This window comes from Pseudomonas sp. Rh2, from assembly GCF_040762985.1.
GTDB classification, from domain to species: Bacteria; Pseudomonadota; Gammaproteobacteria; order Pseudomonadales; family Pseudomonadaceae; genus Aquipseudomonas; species Aquipseudomonas taiwanensis.
Genome location: NZ_CP142890.1, coordinates 4,444,262 through 4,462,758, shown reverse-complemented (window position 1 = coordinate 4,462,758; position 18,497 = coordinate 4,444,262). Strand labels below are relative to the sequence as shown.

Here is an 18,497-nt window from a genome sequence, read left to right as displayed (position 1 = left end):
AGGCAAGCATGAACCCATCCGGCGTGCAACAGATGTCTTCCCCCAGCTCGACCGGGCCATTGGCCTGGTATCGCGACATCGACAAACAGCAACGACGCACCTTCTGGAGCTGCAAGATCGGCTATGGCCTGGATGGCATGGACACGCAGATGCTCAGCTTCGTCATTCCCACGCTGATCCTGATGTGGGGCATCAGCACCACCGAGGCCGGACTGATTCATACCAGCACCCTGATCGCCTCAGCCATTGGCGGGTGGATCGCCGGTATTCTCTCCGACCGCATCGGTCGCGTGCGCACCTTGCAACTGACGGTGCTGTGGTTCGCCTTCTTCACCTTCCTGTGCGGCTTCGCCCAGAACTACGAGCAGTTGCTGATTGCCCGTACCTTGATGGGCTTCGGTTTCGGTGGCGAGTGGACCGCTGGCGCGGTGCTGATCGGCGAAGTGATCCGCGCCCAGGACCGTGGCAAGGCGGTGGGCATGGTGCAATCCGGCTGGGCCATCGGCTGGGGGCTCACGGCGATTTTGTACGCGCTGCTGTTCTCCTGGCTGCCGGCGGAGCAAGCCTGGCGGGCGTTGTTCCTGCTGGGGCTGGTGCCGGCGGTGTTCGTGATCTTCGTCCGTCGTCTGGTCAAGGACCCGGAGGTCTATCGTGCGGCCAAGGCGGTGGAAAAGGCCGAGGCGCCTGCGCATTTCTACGAGATCTTCGCCCCCGGCATGCTCTGGACCACCGTGCGAGCCTCCCTGCTGACCACTGGCGCCCTGGGCGGCTACTACGCCATTACCTCCTGGCTGCCGACGTTCCTCAAGAACGAGCGCGGCCTGAGCGTGCTGGGCACGGGCGGTTACCTGGCCATGGTGATCGTTGGCTCGTACGTGGGCTATGTGGTCAGTGCATACCTGTCCGATCTGCTGGGGCGCAAGAAGAACTTCATCCTGTTCGCCGTGGGTTCGTTCGTCATCGTGCTGCTGTACACGCAGATGCCGGTCAGCGATGGCGTGATGTTGTGGTTGGGCTTCCCACTGGGCTTCTTCGCCTCGGGCATCTTCAGCGGCATGGGGGCGTTCCTGACCGAACTGTTCCCCACGCGTATCCGGGGATCGGGGCAGGGTTTTTGCTACAACATCGGCAAGGTGATCGCCGCGCTGTTCCCGTTGATGATCGGGCTGCTCGGCCAGAAGGTGCCCTTGGGGCTGGGCATTGGCGTGTTTTCCGCAGTTTCGTACGGCGTGGTGATCCTGGCGGCGCTGAGCCTGCCGGAAACCCGCGGCAAACAGCTTCAGGCACGTTAAGGTAGGCATATGAACATCGACACGGGAGCACGCAAGGTGAAACGCCTGCTACTCAATTGCGACATGGGTGAGAGTTTCGGCAACTGGCGCATGGGCCTGGACGCTGACGTCATGCCTTACATCGACTGCGCCAACATTGCCTGTGGTTACCATGCCGGTGACCCGAGCATCATGCGCCGTACCGTGGCCATGGCGCTGGATCACGGAGTGACCATCGGTGCCCATCCGGCCTATCCAGACCTGGTTGGCTTCGGTCGCCGGTCGATGGCCTGCAGCAACGAGGAAATCCGCGATCTGTTGCATTACCAGATCGGTGCGCTGGACGGCATCTGCAGGGTGCTTGGCGGCCGGGTGGCTTACGTGAAGCCCCATGGTGCGCTGTACAACGACATGATGGCCGACCCAATCAAGCTGCGCACCGTACTCGAAGCCGTGGCGGCCTATGACGCCGGTTTGCCAGTGATGCTGATGGCCACCGCCGACGACAGCGCGGCCCAGGCGCTGGGTGATGAAATTGGCGTGCCGCTGTGGTTCGAGGCGTTCGCTGACCGCGCCTACACCGCCAGTGGGCATCTGGTCTCCCGCCGCTTGCCGGGCGCTGTTCACCACGACCCGGCGCTGGTGGTCGAACAGGCCCTGCACCTGGCCCATGGCGAGGCCCTGGTCGCCAGCGATGGCAGCGCGCTGCGCCTGAACGCCAGCACCCTCTGCGTGCACGGCGACAACGACAGCTCCGTGGCCGCCGTGCGCCAGATTCGCCAAGCCCTCGATGCGCTGGAGCGCGCATGAAGGTGCGTATCGAGGTCGTGGCCATCGACAGCCTGATGGTGCGCCTGTTCGACGCCATCGACGAAGCCAACATGCCGTGGATCCTGGCGGCCAGCCAGCGGCTTCGGGCGGCCTTCGGAGAGCGCCTGGTGGATCTGGTGCCGTCCTATACCACGTTGATGGTGCAGTGCGACCTGGCGCCGGCAGAGGCGAGGAGGTTGATCGTACACGCGCTGGAAGGTGTGCAGCCAGATACAGGCAACAGCGGGTATCGGCATGAGATTCCGGTGTGGTACCACGCCAGTGTCGGCCCTGAACTGCCGGTGCTGGCCGCCCGCAGCGGCTTGTCCGAGGACGAGGTGATCCGTTTGCACAGTGAGCGCGAATACCCGGTTTTCGCCTTGGGCTTCGCCCCCGGTTTCGGCTTCATGGGGCTGGTGGACGAGCGCTTGGCCTCGCCACGCCTGAGCACTCCGCGCAAACGCGTGGCGGCGGGCAGCGTCGGTATTGCCGAGCGTCAGACCGCGGCCTACCCGGCAGTATCGCCAGGGGGCTGGAACTTGATCGGGCGCACCCCGGTTCGTTTGTTCGACCGACAACGCGAGGGCTACAGCTTGCTGCAACCGGGTGACCGGGTGCGCTTCGTGGCGGTCACCCATGCCCGGTTCCTGGCGTTGGGTGGCGATGACAGCCCGCTGGAGGCACAGGCATGAAGCAGTTGAGGATCGAAACCAGCACCGCGCTGTGCCAGGTGCAGGACGCAGGGCGCTTTGGCGTCCGGCATCTGGGGGTGACCCAGGGCGGGGCGTTGGATTGGGTGGCGATGTACTGGGCCAACTGGCTGCTGGGTAATCCATTGGGCGCGCCGGTAATCGAAGTGGCGCTGGGCGGTTTTACCGTCCTGGCCGAGCAGGATTGCGTGCTGGCCCTGGCCGGCGCTGACCTGGATGCGCGGCTTGACGATCAACCTTTATCGCCTTGGCGCGCGTTCACGCTGGCCAAAGGGCAGCGGCTGACACTCAGGCAGCCTAAACAGGGCGTTCGAGCCTACCTGGCGGTGCCCGGTGGGGTCGATGCCGAAGCTGTCCTGGGTAGCTGCGCCACGGTCGTGCGTGAAGCATTGGGCGGCGTCGATGGTTGCGGGGCGCCTTTGAGCAAGGGGCAGGTGCTGACGTTCGAAGGCAGCGCATCGGCCTTGAGTGAGGTGCCCGAAACGCTGCGTCCAGGCTATGGCGCAAAGCCTGTTCTGGACCTGGTGATGGGCGCGCAGATCGGGGATTTCAGCGGCACCAGTCTGTTCGAGGCGTTCAATTCGGACTGGACGCTGGACAGCCGCGCCGATCGCATGGGGATTCGCCTGTTGGGACCGCAATTGGTCTACCAGGGCGCGCCGATGATTTCCGAGGGTATCCCCCTGGGAGCCGTGCAGGTGCCACCGGATGGGCAGCCGATCGTGCTGCTCAATGACCGTCAGACCATTGGTGGGTATCCACGACTGGGGGCATTGACGCCGCTGGCACTGGCGCGATTGGCCCAGTGCATGCCGGGGGCGACGGTGCGGTTCAGGGCAGTGCTTCAGGAGGATGCCTGGCGGGAGCAGCAGGCTTACCTGCGCCGTTGGGGGTAACGCCAAAGGCCCTGTCGCCCCGACGACCCGTGGCGACAGGGCCGCTATCGACCGAGCCTACTTCGACAGATACCGCATGCCATCCTCCAACCCCTGCAAGGTCAGCGGGTACATCTTGTCCTCGATCAGATCCCGTACCAGATGCGTCGAAGCCGTGTAGTCCCAGGCTTGCTTAGGATAGGGGTTGATCCAGATGATCTTCTTGAATTTCTCCATGAAGCGCTGCATCCACACATACCCGGCTTCTTCGTTCCAGTGCTCGACGCTGCCACCGGGCTGGGTGATTTCGTAAGGTGCCATCGCCGCATCCCCGACGAACACGACCTTGTAGTCATCGCCGTACTTGTGCAGCAGGTCGAAAGTGGAGAAGCGCTCCGAGGTGCGGCGCAGGTTGTTCTTCCACACCGACTCGTACACGAAGTTGTGGAAGTAGTAATACTCCAGGTGCTTGAACTCGGTCTTGCAGGCCGAGAACAGTTCTTCGCACACCTTGACGTGGGCGTCCATCGAACCGCCGATGTCGAACAGCAACAACAGCTTGACCGTATTGCGCCGCTCGGGGCGCATCTGGATGTTCAGCAGCCCGGCATCGCGGGCGGTGTGGTCGATGGTGCCGTCGATATCAAGCTCTTCGGCGGCGCCTTCGCGAGCGAACTTGCGCAGGCGGCGCAGGGCCAGCTTGATATTGCGGGTGCCGAGTTCGACCTGGTCGTCTAGATTCTTGTACTCGCGCTGGTCCCAGACCTTGACCGCCTTGCCCTGGCGCTTGCCGGCCTCGCCCACGCGAATGCCTTCGGGGTTGAACCCGCCCGAGCCGAACGGGCTTGTGCCGCCGGTGCCGATCCACTTGTTGCCGCCGGCGTGGCGTTCCTTCTGTTCTTCGAGGCGCTTCTTGAATTCCTCGATCAGCTTGTCCAGGCCGCCCAGGGACTGAATCTGCGCCCTTTCCTCATCGCTGAGCGAGCGTTCGAACTCCTTGCGCAGCCAGTCCTCGGGGATCAGCGCCTCAAGGTGTCGGTCGAGGTTTTCCAGGCCCTTGAAGTAGGCCGAGAACGCCCGGTCGAACTTATCGAAATGACGCTCGTCCTTGACCAGGATGGCCCGTGCCAAGTAGTAGAATTCGTCCATGTCGGCGAACACCACACGCTTTTGCAGGGCATTGAGCAGGTCGAGCAACTCGCGCACCGACACCGGTACCTTGGCCGCGCGCATTTCATTGAACAGGTTGAGCAGCATGGCCGGCTCCTGTCAGCGGTTGCCGCGTCGGCTCATGAAGGCCAGGCGCTCCAGCAGTTGCACATCCTGTTCATTCTTCACCAATGCCCCGGCCAGCGGCGGGATGGCCTTGGTCGGGTCGCGCTCGCGCAGCACCGCTTCGCCGATGTTGTCGGCCATCAGCAGTTTCAGCCAGTCGACCAGCTCGGAGGTAGACGGCTTCTTCTTCAGGCCCGGTACCTTGCGCACATCGAAGAACACGTCCAGCGCTTCACTGACCAGCGATTGCTTGATGTTCGGGAAGTGCACGTCGACGATCTGCTGCAGCGTGTCGCGATCGGGGAAGGCGATGTAGTGGAAGAAGCAGCGGCGCAGGAAGGCGTCGGGCAGCTCTTTTTCGTTGTTGGAGGTAATGATGATGATCGGGCGCTGCTTGGCCTTGATGGTCTCGTCGATTTCGTAGACGTAGAACTCCATCTTGTCGAGCTCTTGCAGCAGGTCGTTGGGGAACTCGATGTCGGCCTTGTCGATTTCGTCGATCAGCAGGATCACCCGCTCGTCAGCCTCGAACGCCTCCCACAGCTTGCCCTTTTTCAGGTAGTTGCGCACGTCGTGGACCTTGTCCACGCCCAGCTGCGAATCGCGCAGGCGACTGACCGCATCGTACTCGTACAAGCCCTGGTGGGCCTTGGTGGTGGATTTGATGTGCCAGGTGATCAAACGGGCGCCGAAGGAGGCGGCGAGTTGTTCGGCGAGCATGGTCTTGCCGGTACCCGGCTCACCCTTGACCAGCAACGGGCGCTCCAGGGTGATCGCTGCGTTGACTGCCAGTTTCAGATCGTCTGTGGCGACGTATTCACGGGTACCTTCGAACTTCATGAACCGCTCCTCGGTGGGTGTCCGTACTGGCCCTCGCGGCGTACCGGAGGGAGCCGGGTTGTCGGCGACAGGGCCGAAACGGACAACACAGGTTTGTCATTTGCCAGCGACTATAACCCGCGCCCAGGCAGCTGGAAACGCAGACCGGGCATTCAGTCTCTGAATGGTGCGTCGCGCTAATATTCAGTCGGAATCAGGAGAAGGCTGCTCATAACGTGCATTGAATGCTTCGATGAAGCCATTGCGCAGTATCTGCAGGAAGGCCTCGAAGGCGCTGACATCCTGCTTGTGTACGCTGCCACTGAGTTCCACGCGGGTGGCGAACTGGTTCTTGGGCTGGTTTTTCAGCACGGTTTCGCTGGCACCGACCAGCACCTCCCAGATCGAGCGGAACCAGCCTTTGTTCTTGTTCTCGACATCCTGCTGCCAGTCGAACACATCGACATCGCGCAGCAGCGGCTTGATGTAGCCGCTTAGCCTGCCGTCGCTGGCCTGGGCTTCGATCACCAGGTCGCCATGGCCGGCATTGAAGTCGAACTTGCCGTAGGCACTGGCAAAGTCGTTCAGTCGGCGCAGTTCGATGCCGGTGGCACGCAGGCGGAATTCGAAGTTGTCGAAGTCGCTGAACGGGTCGAAGGTCGCGCGGCTTTCTACCCGCGCATCGCCCAGCAAGCGAGCGCTGCCGTCGAAACGGGCGTCACGACGGCCTTTTTCGTTGCGTACGTTGGTCAGGTTGAGCACCTTGGCGTTGAGCTGGGTGGCCTTGAGGTCGACCGGCGGTCTGGAGTTGAAGTTATGAAAGTTCAGGGTGGCGTCTTCGATACGTACCTCATTGAGGGTGATGGGCAGCAGCTTTTCCAGCTGTTGACGCCAGTCGGTACCCTGGCCGGTCTGCGAGGACTGTTTGTTGCCACCATCGACGAAGTTAAGCTCGGGGCGCACGAAGGTGACCTCAGCGACGACTGCCCGGTCATACCACAGCGAACGCCAGCTCACCGAGAGGTCGATCAGGGGGGCGTCGAGCAGGGGCACTGGCACCTTGCCGGTGGTCTTGACGATCTTCAGGCCGTTGATCTGGTAGGCCCCTCGCCACCAGGCAAGGTCCACATCGCTGACCTGGCCGCGGTAGTCGCCCATATCGGCAAGTTTTTCGTTGAGGTAGTCGCGCACCAGGTAAGGCAGTGCCAGGTGCAGGGCCGCCAGCAGCACGAGCAGGCTGGCCAGGCCGACCAGCGGCCAACGGTAGCGAGCGGTCATTGGGGCTCTCCTGGGCAGGTTGAAGGGTGGACCACGGGGCTGGCGGGGGAGTTCGAACAGGCTTTACTGGCCACCGGGGCAGGCTTAACCTTGAAGTCTTTCCCTGCATCTCATGTTCAAGGACACTGCCATGAGCCGTATCTACGCAGACAACGCCCATTCCATCGGCAATACGCCGCTGGTGCAGATCAACCGCATCGCCCCGCGTGGGGTGACCATCCTGGCCAAGATCGAAGGGCGCAACCCTGGTTATTCGGTGAAATGCCGGATTGGCGCGAACATGGTCTGGGACGCCGAGAGCAGCGGCAAGCTCAAGCCGGGCATGACCATCGTCGAACCCACCTCGGGTAACACCGGTATCGGCCTGGCTTTCGTTGCAGCGGCCCGAGGCTACAAGCTGATCCTGACCATGCCGGCGTCCATGAGCCTGGAGCGACGCAAGGTGCTCAAGGCCCTTGGTGCCGAACTGGTGCTCACCGAGCCTGCCAAGGGCATGAAGGGGGCGATCGAGAAGGCCAATGAAATCGTCGCTGGCGACCCTGCTCAGTACTTCCTGCCCGGCCAGTTCGACAACCCGGCCAACCCGGCGATCCACGAAAAGACCACCGGCCCGGAAATCTGGAACGACACCGACGGCGCCATCGACGTGCTGGTCGCAGGCGTTGGCACCGGCGGCACCATTACCGGTGTATCGCGCTATATCAAGCACACCCAGGGCAAGTCGATCCTCTCGGTGGCCGTGGAGCCGGTGGCTTCGCCGCTGATCAGCCAGACCCTGGCCGGCGAAGAGCTCAAGCCCAGCCCGCACAAGATCCAGGGCATCGGCGCAGGCTTCGTACCGAAGAACCTCGACCTGTCGATCGTCGACCAGGTGGAGACGGTCACCGACGAAGAGTCCAAGGCCATGGCCATCCGCCTGATGCGCGAAGAGGGCATTCTTTGCGGCATCTCCTGCGGCGCGGCCATGGCGGCGGCGGTGCGCCTGGCCGAAAAGCCGGCGATGCAGGGCAAGACCATCGTGGTGATTTTGCCCGACTCCGGCGAACGCTACCTGTCGAGCATGCTGTTCAGCGACATGTTCAGCGAGCAGGAAAACCAGCAGTAAGCTGACACCGGGCAATACTCGGCGAACCGGTTTATTACAAAATCTTTAATACAGCCATCCCGTTCCGGTTGTTTTTACCGGAGCGGGATCGGTTTATGATGGCCGGATGATTTTCGTCAGCATCAGGCAGCGCTGGCCTGCTGCTCAGCAAGGAGTGTTGCATGACCTTTTCCTTCGTCGCCAAGGCAGGTGTGCTGCTGGTGTTCTTCGGCAGCGTGCTGTTCGTGCACCTGCGTGGCAAGGCTCGGCTCCCGGTGTTGCGCCAGTTCGTCAACCATTCGGCACTGTTCGCCCCCTACAACGCGCTGATGTACCTGTTCTCCGGAGTGCCGTCCAAGCCTTACCTGGACCGCACACGCTTTCCTGAGCTGGATGTGCTCAAGGATAACTGGCAGGAAATCCGCGAAGAGGCCATGCGCCTGTTCGACGAGGGCTACATTCGCGCTGCCGAGAAGGACAACGACGCTGGCTTCGGGTCGTTCTTCAAGAAAGGCTGGAAGCGCTTCTACCTGAAGTGGTACGACAAGCCGCTGCCATCGGCCGAGGCACTGTGCCCCAGGACCGTCGAGCTGGTCAGCAGCATTCCAAACGTCAAGGGCGCGATGTTTGCGCTGTTGCCCGGAGGCAGCCACCTGAACCCGCACCGCGACCCGTTCGCCGGCTCCCTGCGTTATCACCTTGGGCTGTCCACGCCGAACTCCGATGCCTGCCGTATCTATGTCGACGGGCAGGTGTATGCCTGGCGTGACGGTGAGGACGTGATGTTCGACGAGACCTACGTGCACTGGGTCAAGAATGAAACCGACGTCACCCGCGTGATCCTGTTCTGCGACATCGAGCGCCCGCTCAGCAGCTCGCTGATGACCCGCATCAACCGTAAGGTCAGCGCCTTCCTCGGGCGTGCCACCGCGCCGCAGAACACTGATGACGAGCGTGTTGGCGGCATCAACCAGGCGTACGCCTGGAGCAAGCGCTTCAGCAACAAGATCAGCACCCGCATGAAGCAGTTCAAACGCGCCAACCCCAAGGCCTACCGCATCCTGCGGCCAGTGCTGGCAGTGGTGGTGGCTTACTTGCTGTATCGCTGGTTGTTCTGATTGTTGCGAAAGGTCGCCCTGGGGCCGCGTGGCGGCCCTTTCGCGACACAAGGCCGCTGCCACCGCTCATCGAGTGCTTGTCGCAGGAACAATCCACCGCTATAGTCCCTCGCAGTTATTTCCTCGAAGACCCTGTTCATGCCTGCCATCCCTACCACCACATGCTTTGCCATCGCGCCAGTCGCGGGCAGGGGCGTGCGTGGCAGTCAGCAGCCGGTCATGATCAGTCATTACCCACCACCTGTCAGTGGCGTCGTAGGCGGCGTAGCTCCGCCTCGCTGCGGGGTCGTGCTGGGCTGATCGGCTTCTGGCCGTCTCCCTTCGCACCCGCAACCTACTGAACACGGTCGGCGACTTCCCTCACTGAAGCACACGCCCTCCGTTCGGCTTTTTTGCCCGATTACAGGTGGCATACATGTCTGTCTTTTCCAAAGCGTCCGTGGCCTCGGCGGCCACGACCAGTCTGTTCGTCCTGCTGTGGAGCAGCGGTGCGATCGTTTCCAAGCTCGGTCTGGCCCATGCCAGCCCGTTTGCCTTTCTCCTGCTGCGCTCGGCGCTGGCCTTGGCCGGTCTGCTGCTGATCAGCCCGTTGCTCGGACTGCGTTGGCCGCGAGGCCGTGCGGCGGTGCTGCGGGCCTTGGGCACCGGTTGCGTGCTGCTGGGCGCCTACCAGATCTTCTACCTGCTGGCGCTCGACACCCACGTCACCCCTGGGGTGATGGCCACGGTGATGGGCGTGCAACCGATCCTCACCGTGGTGATCATGGAACGCCAGCGTTCCTGGAGCCGGCTGTTCGGTCTGGGCCTGGGGCTTGGCGGGTTGGTGATGGTGGTGTTTCAGGGCATCAACCTGGGCGGGGTATCGCTGGCCGGCATGCTGTTCGCATTGCTGGCGCTGGCCAGCATGACGTTGGGTTCGATCCTGCAAAAGCGCATCACCGACAACCCCATGGGCACCTTGCCGCTGCAGTACCTGGCCGGTTTTGCCCTGTGCGGGCTATTCGCACCGCTGCAACCGCTGCATGTGCAATGGAGCAGTGGCTTCATCGGCGCGCTGCTGTGGATGGGGCTGGTGGTGTCGTTGCTGGCCACCTTACTGCTGTACCGGCTGATTGCGCGGGGTAACCTGGTCAACGTCACCAGCCTGTTCTACCTGGTGCCTGCGGTGACGGCGGTGATGGACTTGCTGATCTTCGGTAACCGCCTGGCGCCGCTCAGCTTGTTGGGCATGGGGCTGATCGTGGTCGGTCTGCTGTTCGTGTTCCGCAAGCCGGCGGCACGTTTGGCCGAGGCGTAAGCGCTTAGCGGAACTCTTCGGGGATGGTGTGGCGCAGCACGCCTTCCTCGAAGTCCAGGGTGCCGGCTTCGCGCTGGGTCAGCAGATAGTAGAGCACGGTGTCGAGTGAACGTGCAGGCGGGACTTCGACGGCCAGCATCCTTACCGCCTTTTCGACTTCGCAGGGGCAGCCAAAATCCTCGAGCGCTGCGCGCACTTGTTCCAGGTCGCCTGCGGCTTTTACCAGGATGCGGAACACCGAAGCACCGCCGCCGTGCAGCAGGGTTTCGAACCAGCATTGTTCGCCGTCTTCACGGATGCTGATGGTGTCGCCGGGTGCGATGCCGTAGGCATAGAAGGGAATGCTGTCGACCTTGTAGCCAGCTACGGTGGGCTTTGCCCAGAGGCCTTCGACCGACGCGGGTGGGTAACCTTGGGCATGCTGCTCCAGGCGCCAGAGCACGATCTTGTAGGCTGGGGTTTGCTCGGGGGGCATGGGGCGTTACGTGTCGGGAGGGCTGCCTATCGTAATGCGGTTTGGCTTGGGTGTCTGTACCGATTGAGATTGGGTAGGGGCCACCTGGGGCATGCCGAGCGTTTTGTTGCGTATTCGAAACCGAGCGCCGCCCGCGCGGCGCATCGCGAGCTACGCTCGCTCCTACGTTTGTATTCGGCCAAAACGCCTGTGACAGGTGCGCGCGACCGCCTTGTGTGTACGTCGCGCGCAATTCGCGCAGGCATAATTGGCCCGAAACAAACGTAGGCGCTCGCGATGCGCCGCGCGGGCGGCGCTCGATCTCAAACGCGGCACAATGCCACCGACAAGCCCATCAAAAATAATACCCAATATTGATATTGGTCCGGTAATACCAGTCATTGCTACCCACCGAGCGGGTGCTGGTCCAACCGGTCCCGTTCTCCGCGCCGCCGAAAGGGTTGGCATTGCGTGCCCAGGTCAAATCGACCCAGGCCATGATCGGCATGGCCAGGAACTGGGCGCCGACCGTGAACATCTGCGAGTCGTCCCAACCGCTTTTGTCTTTCATCATCCGGCTGTAGTCGGTGTAGAACTTGATCTTCTTCAATTGCCCCAGGTTGGGCGTGAACACGTCGTAGCCGACGTTCACCGCACCGATGGTCGCCTTCGAGGCAATCAGGTAGGCCGGCGTCAGGCCGTTGCCTCCCATCAATACGGCGTCGTCACTGACCCCTGCCGGGTTCTTCGGGTCGTACGCATAGCGGATCGCCTGGCCAGTGATTGTCCATGGCCCGTGATTGAACAGGGCATGCACGCCGCCAGCCCAGTAGTCGCCGTCATCGTCAGTGGTGGCGTTGTACAGTTCAGCCGCTGCCAGCGACGCGCCGAGTTCGGATTTCCAACCTTCGCCACTGAACGTGCGGGCCACGCGCGCGTTGACCTGGTGGCGCTTTTCGTTGTCCTGGCGAGACTGGGTGAAGGGAACGGCGTTGTCGTTCAAGTCGGCATAGCGCCCGACTTCTGGCGAGTAACGCAGGCTGGAGGGCAACATGCGCGGGAAGTACCCCAACTGCAGGTCCCATCGATCATCCTTGTAGCTGTATTTGAGGCCCGTACCGGCACTCACGCCGTAGCCCATGAAAAATGGAATGTGATAGCTCCAGCCAAATTGCGGGTAGGGTTCCAGGCCGAAGGGTTTGAACGGCGCGCCCAGTTGCAGGTTGGCTTGCGGGCTGAGGCGGTAGCCGACGAAGCCGCGGTCGATGGAGCGTTTGCCGTCATCCTGGAACCAGTAGCCGACATCGCTGAATAACTGGCGGTGGCTGGCCTGGACATCCAGGCGGAAGGTGTCGAACAGGAAGCGGCCATTGTTCTCGGTGGTGTCCCAGTGCTCGTCGCGGTAGTTGATGCGCAGGGCTCCGCCGATATCCAGGCTGCTTTGCCCATCGTCACTGCGCCAGGCGATGTGTGGGAACGGCTTCTTGACCGCTGGCGGCTGGTCGGGGGCGGCGGGGCCGGGTTCGGAGGCGAGACTTGCGCAACTGCCGAGAATGAAACCGAGGCTTATCACATATTTGTTCATGCCATGCCCTGCAAGATTAAGTAGTTTTCCCCAGGCAATAAGGGAGCGTCGCCCTGGATTGCGGGTTTTTTGTTTCAGGGGTGATATGTTGTTTTGCACAGGGAATGGAGCAGGTTTTGTGCCAGTGTTTTAAAGTTGTAAAATATCCATGTAAAACAGTTATTTATATTTGAAACGCATTATTTTGTGCCGTATCTGGAACAGGCCGGAAGTTGGGTTACCGATCTGCCCAGCGAATGGGCGAATGTGCACCAGCGTGGTTCTGTTGCCCGTTCAGGCCGGTTCACGGGTGAACCCGCTAAATGCACGCCCCCCTAACCAGGCGCAAAAAAAACCGGCCGTGAGGGCCGGTTCAAACGACGCGTGAGCAAGCACGAGATTTACTTTAAAGATCTAGCACCAAACGCCGGCTCTTGCACCCGGACACACACACCATCATCGAACCGTTGGCGGCGCGCTCGGCCTTGGTCAGCACACCGTCACGATGGTCGATATCGCCTTCGATGACCCGTGTCTCGCATGAACCACACACGCCTTCGCGGCAGCTGTAGTCGATGTCGCAGCCTGCTTCGAGCAGTGCATCCAGCAGGTTCAACCCAGGCTCGACGGTGACTGTCTTGCCCGACCGGCTCAGCTCGACACTGTAGCTGACCTGGGCATCCTCGGACGGCGCCACTTCCACAGCCGTAAAGCGTTCGATGTGGGCATGGGGGTAGCCCAGGTTTTCGCAGGCCTGCTCGAAGGCATCGAGCATCGGCGTCGGTCCGCAGCAGTAGAAGTGCGTGTCGCTCGGGCGCCCGGCCAGGTAGCCCGCCAAGTCCGGCAGACAGCCCTTTTCGTCATTGAAGTGGTAGACCACCTTCGCCCCAAGCCCGGCGATGTCCTCCAGCAGCGCCGCCTCCTTGCGCGAACGGGCGCAATAGATCAGCTCGGCCGACCTGCCGAGCGCCAAGAGTTGACGGAACATGCAATAGATCGGCGTGATGCCGATGCCACCGGCCACCAGCACGCTGTGGCTGGCGCGGGTGTCCAGGGCGAAGTTGTTACGCGGCTGCGAGATCTGCAATTGCATGCCCACCCGCAGTTGCTCGTGGATGTAGCGTGAGCCCCCGCGGCTGGCGCGGTCGCGCAGGATACCGACCACGTAACGGCCCTGATCGCTCGGCGCGTTCAGCAGTGAGTAGCTGCGCACCAGGCCGTTGGGCAGGTGCAGGTCGATGTGCGAGCCAGCCTCGAACGGCGCGAACACCGTGTCGCCCCAAGGGCGCAGCTCGACGCTGATGATGCCTTCGGCTTCATGGCGCAGGGTGTGCACCAGGGCACTGATGGTGGAGGAGTTGGACATCGGTCACCTCAGCCCAGTTGCTTGGTTTCGATCAGGGCCAGTTGTTCCTTGGCCTTGCTCTTCAGGTAACGGCGCAGGCGCACCACACCCAGGTCGTGCTGGTAGAGGTTCTCGCGCTGGTTGGCGTCCGGCTCCATGAATTCCAGCAGCACCCGGTCCTGCTCCAGCACCGCCCAGTGGCGGGCCTCCAGGCGGTTCTTGTAGAGGAAGCGCCAGGTGTCGCGCTGCCAGCCGGTCAGTGGACGGGCGCGCCAGTGGAACACGGCGGACAGGGCACGGCTGCTGGGGGTGTAGCTGCCGATGATGGTGAAGTTGCCGCCAGGTCCGCCGGTCTTTGGGTAAGGGATTTCCAGGCGCAGCCAGTGGCAGCCGTTGTCGAGGAATTCGGTCCAGTCGAAATTCACCCCGCGCTGGCCCTCCTTCTCGAAGAAGAAGCCTTGCTCGGTGTCGCGGGTGACGAACTTGGCAGTGGCTTCGCCTTCGCTCATGGAGTGGGACATCTTGTGCAGGTAGGTGCCGTGCATTGGGTCCATGACGTTGTCGAGCACATAGCGATAATCGCCTTTCCACTCGGTGTAGCAGAGGAAGCTGCTCCACTCGGGCGAGGTCAACTGCTCGGGCAGTACCAGCGCCGGAGGCGTTTCCAGATGCGGGTCGGCGGCGTTGAACAGGAAGATCGCGCCCGCCGCCTCGCGGGTGTGGAACATTCGCGTCGGGCGGCTGCCTTCGAGCTTGCAGCCGGGGCTGCCGGGCACTTTGGTCACGGTGCCGTCGCAGCGCACTTCCACACCGTGGTAAGGGCATTGCAGGCGATCGCCCAGCACCGGCCCCTGGGACAGCGGCGCGCCACGGTGCGGGCAGTGGTCTTCGAGGGCATGGACGCTGCCATCGTTGTCGCGCCACAGGGCGATCTTGTAGCCCAGGCGGCGAATCGAGACGGGTTTCTCGCCCAGCAGTTCCGACGGCAAAACCGGGAACCAGAGGTCTTTCAGGCCGTTGGCCAGGTGTTGCTCAACAGGATCGACGGTTACGTGCATGTTCATCTTGTTCTACCTCCAGCGGATCACTCGCCCAGCCGAGCCATCAGGGTTTTGAAAGCGTCTTCGGTCCACTCGCCACTGGTCAGCGGGCAGGGCGGGCCGGCCAGGTTGAGGTGGGCGAGCAGCTCGCCCAGTTCGCTCACACCATTGCCGTAGGCGCGTTCGATGGAGTCGCCGAGCAGGTCCTCGAACGGCGTGTTGGGGCGTTTGCGCGCCTGGTGCGGCTGCAGGTAAACCTCGGTCGTGCTCATGGAATGCACCTCAATTGTTCTTTGGCTTGTCGGTGAGGAATTTGCCTTGTGGCGCTTCGACGTGCTGCTGGCGCCGGGTGTTGCCGTCGATACCGCCGGCAATGGCCCATTCGGCAAAGACCGTTGGGCCCGGTTCGAATTCGCGTGGTTGCCACTCGCCGGTCAGCTGGTCTTCGTCGGCGTAGTACTCGACCAAGGCGCCGGCCGGGTTCTTGAAGTACCAGAAGAAGGCCGACGACACCGGGTGGCGGCCGGGGCCGATTTCGGTGGCCCAGCCGCAGCGGGAGATGTGCATGCCACCACCGAATACCTCGTGCAGGTCGCGCACGGTGAACGCTACATGGTTGAGTCCGGCGCGCGGTGCGGGTAGTTGCAGCATGAACAGGTCGTGATGACCGCCTTCCTCGGCAGTACGCAGAAAGGCACCACGGTTGGGGTAGCGGTCCGAGGCCTGGAAGCCGAAGCGCTCGTGGTAGAAGGCTTCGCAGGCGTTGACGTCCTTGACGAAGAACACCACATGGCCGACCTCGATCGGCGTGGCGCGGTCGTAGATGGGCGATGGCTTGTTGATGCGGCCCTTGGTCTGCCAGGTGTTGTGGCCGCTGCACTCGATGTCCAGCGCACGCTTGCGAGTGACCTGCAAGCGGATGGCCAGGCCGTTGGGGTCGGTGCAGCCGATGCGGCCGTTGCCCTCGACGAAGCCTGGGTCGTTGGCGATACGCTGGCTGTACAGCGCAAGGTCGGCTTGGCTCTCAACACCCCAGACCACCTCACGCACGGTCGAGCCAGGCTCGATGGCCGGTGGCAAGCCCGGCTTGTCGTGGGCGGCGAGTACCACGCGGCAGCCGTTGAGGGTTTCGAAGATCACTTCATCGTCGTGCTCGCTGACCTGGGTCAGGCCCCAATCGGTGAAGAAGCGTGCGCAGGTGGCGAGGTCCTCCACGCCGTAGGTGACTTCGTCGATGCCCAGTACGCTCATTGTCCTGTCTCCAGTCCGGCCCAGGCCAGCGGTTGATCGTTCATGCCCCAGTAAAGGCTCTTCTGTTCCATGTATTGCAGGATGCCGAGGCGGCCTTTTTCGCGGCCCAGGCCGCTGTCGCGCCAGCCGCCGAAGGGGGTCGAAATGGAAAATTGCTTGTAGGTGTTGATCCACACGGTGCCGGCCTGCAGCTTGCGGCCCAGTGCCCAGGCGCGCTTGTAGTCACGGCTCCAGATACCGGCGGCGAGGGCGTACAGGCTGTCGTTGGCCTGAGTGATCAGCGCTTCTTCATTGTCGAAAGGCATGGCCACCAGCACCGGACCGAAGATTTCTTCCTGGCAGACCTGCTGGTGATTGCCCAGGCCCTCGAGGATGGTCGGTGGGTAGAAGTAGCCTTGGTCGAACACGCCACCTGCGGGGCGTTCGCCACCCAGTCGCAGGCGGCCACCTTCGGCCAGGCCCAGGGCGACGTAGCGCTCCACCGATTCGCGGTGGGCGGCGCTGATCAGCGGACCCATCTGCGTACGTTCGTCGGCCGGGTCGCCCACGCGCAATTGTGCGGCAGCGGCAGTCAGGCGTGCCATGAACGGCTCGTACAAGGAGCGGGCGACGAACAGCCGGGAACCGGCGATGCAGGCTTCGCCCGAGGAGCTGAAAATGCCATACAGCACCCCGGCCACCGCGTGGTCGAGGTCGGCGTCGTCGAGGACGATGGTCGGTGATTTGCCGCCCAGCTCCAGGGACACTGGCATCATCTTGTCGGCGGCGATATGGGCGATGTGCTTGCCGGTGCGGGTGCCACCGGTGAACGACACACGCTTGACCAGCGGGTGGCGGGTGAGGGCGTCGCCCAGCACCGAGCCCTTGCCCGGCAACACGCTGAGTAGCCCTTTAGGCAGCCCGGCCTCCTCGCAGATACGCGCCAGTTGCAGGGCCAGCAGCGGGGTGATTTCCGCCGGCTTGATCACCACGGCGTTGCCACCGGCCAGGGCCGGGGCCACCTTCTGCGCTTCGCTGGCGATCGGCGAGTTCCATGGCGTGATCGCCGCGACTACGCCCATCGGCTCGTAGACGCTCATGCTGACGAAGTCGCCGCGTGATGGGGTGATGGTTTCTTCCAGCGTTTCGCAGGCCGCAGCGAAGAACTGGAAGGTGCCAGCGGCGCTGGCGACCAGGGCGCGGGTCTCGCCGATTGGCTTGCCGTTGTCCTGGCGCTGCAACTGTGCCAGCTCCTCGGCGCGTTCGCGGATCAGCCCCGCGATGCGATACAGCACCGTTGCGCGCTCGTGGGGTTTGCGCTGTGCCCAGCCGCTGTGCAGGAAGGCCTGATGCGCGCCCTGCACGGCGGCCTCGACGTCGTCCAGGCTGGCGGCGTTGAGCCAGGCCATCGGCTCGCCCGTGGCTGGGTAGCAGGTGGCGTAGCGCTCGCCGCCGCCCAGACGCCAGGTGCCGGCGATGCAAATGGGTAAGGTCTGTTCCAGTGTCATTGACAGTCCCCTAGATGGATATGGCGTGGGCGTGGTTGCCTAAGGCGCGGACCACGCTGTACACGGTCAGCGCCGAGGTTTTCGGGTTGGCTTCCAGCGGCTTGCCGCGCAGGCTCATCTCGAAACCGCCGAAGGCGCCACGGGCTTCGAAGTGGTGGACGTTGTCCTCGCTCAGCGGGTCTGCGATCAGCGTCACCCGGGTGCGGTCCAGGCCGATGCCAGCCAGCGACAGGGTCGCGGCGACATTGGCGTTCTTCGGGTACAGCTGTGCGGCTTCTCGGGCGCTGCCGTGGAAGATCACCGTTGGCTCGCGCAGCTCGTCCAGTGCGCAGACCTGTTCGGCAGGCGTGTTCTTCCACGCCCGGGCCGGCTTGCGGCCGATGTAGTCGACCGTGTCCAGGCCGCCGACCTTGGCGGCCGAGAGCGCATCGATGCCACCGATGGCGCCAGGCAGCAGCTCGATGCGGGTGTTACCTCGTGCCGCTGCCGCTTCCAGGCGCTCGACCAGGCCAGGTTCGGAGAGCGCCCCGACCGAGACCACCAGGCAGGCGATACCACGCTCCAGTGCCGGCAGCACATGCTCTTCGATGGCCTTGTGGCCGGCGCACTCGACGAGCAGGTCGGGACGGGCGTCGGCCGGTAGCGCCGTGAGCACTGTCGGCGGCTGACGGAAGCTGGCCAGGCGTTGACGCACCAGGTCTTCGGAACCGGCCGAGGCGATCACCGCGTCAACGTGCAACTGCGGGTCTTTCTCCAGCAGTTCGAGCACGCTGATGCCAATGGCACCGCAACCGATCATGGTGATGTTGAGCATGACGG

Annotated in this window: 18 protein-coding genes; 7 read left to right on the top strand and 11 right to left on the bottom strand. The window is 63.0% G+C overall.

The window, feature by feature from the left end; all coding sequences use genetic code 11:
• Positions 1–8: 8 nt before the first annotated feature.
• Genes VXM67_RS20330 through VXM67_RS20315 form a run of 4 tightly spaced genes read left to right on the top strand, consistent with a single transcriptional unit; the run spans position 9 to position 3,687 of the window.
• Positions 9–1,292 carry an MFS transporter gene (locus VXM67_RS20330; protein ID WP_023381754.1) on the top strand — a complete coding sequence of 428 codons (1,284 nt, stop codon included), beginning with the start codon at positions 9–11 and terminating at the stop codon, positions 1,290–1,292.
• 9 nt (positions 1,293–1,301) lie between these two features.
• Positions 1,302–2,081 carry a 5-oxoprolinase subunit PxpA gene (locus VXM67_RS20325; RefSeq protein WP_027907425.1) on the top strand — a complete coding sequence of 260 codons (780 nt, stop codon included), beginning with the start codon at positions 1,302–1,304 and terminating at the stop codon, positions 2,079–2,081.
• A complete protein-coding gene (gene pxpB / locus VXM67_RS20320; protein ID WP_023381752.1) occupies positions 2,078–2,773 on the top strand; it encodes a 5-oxoprolinase subunit PxpB in 696 nt (231 codons plus the stop codon). Before VXM67_RS20325 ends, pxpB begins: the two co-directional genes overlap by 4 nt.
• Complete coding sequence (locus VXM67_RS20315; protein ID WP_023381751.1) at positions 2,770–3,687, top strand: biotin-dependent carboxyltransferase family protein; 918 nt, start codon at positions 2,770–2,772, stop codon at positions 3,685–3,687. The genes pxpB and VXM67_RS20315 overlap by 4 nt, the downstream gene beginning before the upstream one ends.
• A gap of 57 nt (positions 3,688–3,744) precedes the next feature.
• On the opposite strand, the gene VXM67_RS20310 is transcribed toward VXM67_RS20315, so the two are convergent.
• From VXM67_RS20310 to VXM67_RS20300, 3 genes are all read right to left on the bottom strand, one after another.
• Complete coding sequence (locus tag VXM67_RS20310) at positions 3,745–4,923, bottom strand: VWA domain-containing protein (RefSeq protein WP_023381750.1); 1,179 nt, start codon at positions 4,921–4,923, stop codon at positions 3,745–3,747.
• Positions 4,924–4,935: 12 nt separating this feature from the next.
• Positions 4,936–5,781: a MoxR family ATPase gene (locus tag VXM67_RS20305; RefSeq protein WP_023381749.1), complete on the bottom strand. Its 846-nt coding sequence runs from the start codon at positions 5,779–5,781 to the stop codon at positions 4,936–4,938.
• A gap of 183 nt (positions 5,782–5,964) precedes the next feature.
• Complete coding sequence (locus tag VXM67_RS20300) at positions 5,965–7,038, bottom strand: DUF748 domain-containing protein (RefSeq protein ID WP_023381748.1); 1,074 nt, start codon at positions 7,036–7,038, stop codon at positions 5,965–5,967.
• Between the two features lie 130 nt (positions 7,039–7,168).
• On the opposite strand from VXM67_RS20300, the gene cysK reads away from it, so the two are divergent.
• The 3 genes from cysK to VXM67_RS20285 all read left to right on the top strand — a co-directional run bounded on the left by cysK (position 7,169) and on the right by VXM67_RS20285 (position 10,537).
• A complete protein-coding gene (gene cysK, locus VXM67_RS20295) occupies positions 7,169–8,143 on the top strand; it encodes a cysteine synthase A (RefSeq protein WP_027907426.1) in 975 nt (324 codons plus the stop codon).
• Between the two features lie 161 nt (positions 8,144–8,304).
• Positions 8,305–9,240 (top strand): aspartyl/asparaginyl beta-hydroxylase domain-containing protein, encoded by a 936-nt coding sequence (locus tag VXM67_RS20290; RefSeq protein ID WP_023381746.1) that lies wholly within the window; start codon positions 8,305–8,307, stop codon positions 9,238–9,240.
• A gap of 415 nt (positions 9,241–9,655) precedes the next feature.
• Positions 9,656–10,537 carry a DMT family transporter gene (locus VXM67_RS20285; protein ID WP_023381745.1) on the top strand — a complete coding sequence of 294 codons (882 nt, stop codon included), beginning with the start codon at positions 9,656–9,658 and terminating at the stop codon, positions 10,535–10,537.
• A gap of 4 nt (positions 10,538–10,541) precedes the next feature.
• Here the strand turns inward: VXM67_RS20285 and VXM67_RS20280 are convergent, their stop codons facing one another.
• From VXM67_RS20280 to VXM67_RS20245, 8 genes are all read right to left on the bottom strand, one after another.
• Positions 10,542–11,012 carry a DUF4265 domain-containing protein gene (locus tag VXM67_RS20280; protein ID WP_367237342.1) on the bottom strand — a complete coding sequence of 157 codons (471 nt, stop codon included), beginning with the start codon at positions 11,010–11,012 and terminating at the stop codon, positions 10,542–10,544.
• A 334-nt stretch (positions 11,013–11,346) separates the two neighbouring features.
• Positions 11,347–12,576 (bottom strand): hypothetical protein, encoded by a 1,230-nt coding sequence (locus tag VXM67_RS20275; RefSeq protein ID WP_104883396.1) that lies wholly within the window; start codon positions 12,574–12,576, stop codon positions 11,347–11,349.
• A gap of 385 nt (positions 12,577–12,961) precedes the next feature.
• On the bottom strand, positions 12,962–13,921 hold the full coding sequence (locus VXM67_RS20270; protein ID WP_023381742.1) for a PDR/VanB family oxidoreductase: 960 nt from the start codon (positions 13,919–13,921) through the stop codon (positions 12,962–12,964).
• 8 nt (positions 13,922–13,929) lie between these two features.
• Positions 13,930–14,964, bottom strand: coding sequence for an aromatic ring-hydroxylating dioxygenase subunit alpha (locus tag VXM67_RS20265; RefSeq protein ID WP_023381741.1), 1,035 nt, complete (start codon positions 14,962–14,964; stop codon positions 13,930–13,932).
• Between the two features lie 20 nt (positions 14,965–14,984).
• Positions 14,985–15,212, bottom strand: a complete 228-nt coding sequence (locus VXM67_RS20260) for a recombinase-like helix-turn-helix domain-containing protein (RefSeq protein WP_023381740.1) — start codon at positions 15,210–15,212, stop codon at positions 14,985–14,987.
• A gap of 10 nt (positions 15,213–15,222) precedes the next feature.
• Positions 15,223–16,191, bottom strand: a complete 969-nt coding sequence (locus VXM67_RS20255) for a VOC family protein (RefSeq protein WP_023381739.1) — start codon at positions 16,189–16,191, stop codon at positions 15,223–15,225.
• Positions 16,188–17,678: an aldehyde dehydrogenase gene (locus VXM67_RS20250; protein WP_367237341.1), complete on the bottom strand. Its 1,491-nt coding sequence runs from the start codon at positions 17,676–17,678 to the stop codon at positions 16,188–16,190. Before VXM67_RS20250 ends, VXM67_RS20255 begins: the two co-directional genes overlap by 4 nt.
• 10 nt (positions 17,679–17,688) lie before the next feature.
• Entirely contained in the window at positions 17,689–18,492 is an 804-nt protein-coding gene (locus VXM67_RS20245) for an aspartate dehydrogenase (protein ID WP_023381737.1), read from the bottom strand.
• Positions 18,493–18,497: the final 5 nt, after the last annotated feature.

Coding starts and splice junctions, on each gene's coding strand:
- VXM67_RS20315 (WP_023381751.1), top strand. CDS start 2,770: ATGAAGCAGTTGAGGATCGAAACCAGCACCGCGCTGTGCCAGGTGCAG.
- VXM67_RS20325 (WP_027907425.1), top strand. CDS start 1,302: ATGAACATCGACACGGGAGCACGCAAGGTGAAACGCCTGCTACTCAAT.
- VXM67_RS20285 (WP_023381745.1), top strand. CDS start 9,656: ATGTCTGTCTTTTCCAAAGCGTCCGTGGCCTCGGCGGCCACGACCAGT.
- cysK (WP_027907426.1), top strand. CDS start 7,169: ATGAGCCGTATCTACGCAGACAACGCCCATTCCATCGGCAATACGCCG.
- VXM67_RS20275 (WP_104883396.1), bottom strand. CDS start 12,576: ATGAACAAATATGTGATAAGCCTCGGTTTCATTCTCGGCAGTTGCGCA.
- VXM67_RS20280 (WP_367237342.1), bottom strand. CDS start 11,012: ATGCCCCCCGAGCAAACCCCAGCCTACAAGATCGTGCTCTGGCGCCTG.
- VXM67_RS20255 (WP_023381739.1), bottom strand. CDS start 16,191: ATGAGCGTACTGGGCATCGACGAAGTCACCTACGGCGTGGAGGACCTC.
- VXM67_RS20300 (WP_023381748.1), bottom strand. CDS start 7,038: ATGACCGCTCGCTACCGTTGGCCGCTGGTCGGCCTGGCCAGCCTGCTC.
- VXM67_RS20290 (WP_023381746.1), top strand. CDS start 8,305: ATGACCTTTTCCTTCGTCGCCAAGGCAGGTGTGCTGCTGGTGTTCTTC.
- VXM67_RS20330 (WP_023381754.1), top strand. CDS start 9: ATGAACCCATCCGGCGTGCAACAGATGTCTTCCCCCAGCTCGACCGGG.
- VXM67_RS20270 (WP_023381742.1), bottom strand. CDS start 13,921: ATGTCCAACTCCTCCACCATCAGTGCCCTGGTGCACACCCTGCGCCAT.
- VXM67_RS20265 (WP_023381741.1), bottom strand. CDS start 14,964: ATGAACATGCACGTAACCGTCGATCCTGTTGAGCAACACCTGGCCAAC.
- VXM67_RS20245 (WP_023381737.1), bottom strand. CDS start 18,492: ATGCTCAACATCACCATGATCGGTTGCGGTGCCATTGGCATCAGCGTG.
- VXM67_RS20250 (WP_367237341.1), bottom strand. CDS start 17,678: ATGACACTGGAACAGACCTTACCCATTTGCATCGCCGGCACCTGGCGT.
- pxpB (WP_023381752.1), top strand. CDS start 2,078: ATGAAGGTGCGTATCGAGGTCGTGGCCATCGACAGCCTGATGGTGCGC.
- VXM67_RS20305 (WP_023381749.1), bottom strand. CDS start 5,781: ATGAAGTTCGAAGGTACCCGTGAATACGTCGCCACAGACGATCTGAAA.
- VXM67_RS20260 (WP_023381740.1), bottom strand. CDS start 15,212: ATGAGCACGACCGAGGTTTACCTGCAGCCGCACCAGGCGCGCAAACGC.
- VXM67_RS20310 (WP_023381750.1), bottom strand. CDS start 4,923: ATGCTGCTCAACCTGTTCAATGAAATGCGCGCGGCCAAGGTACCGGTG.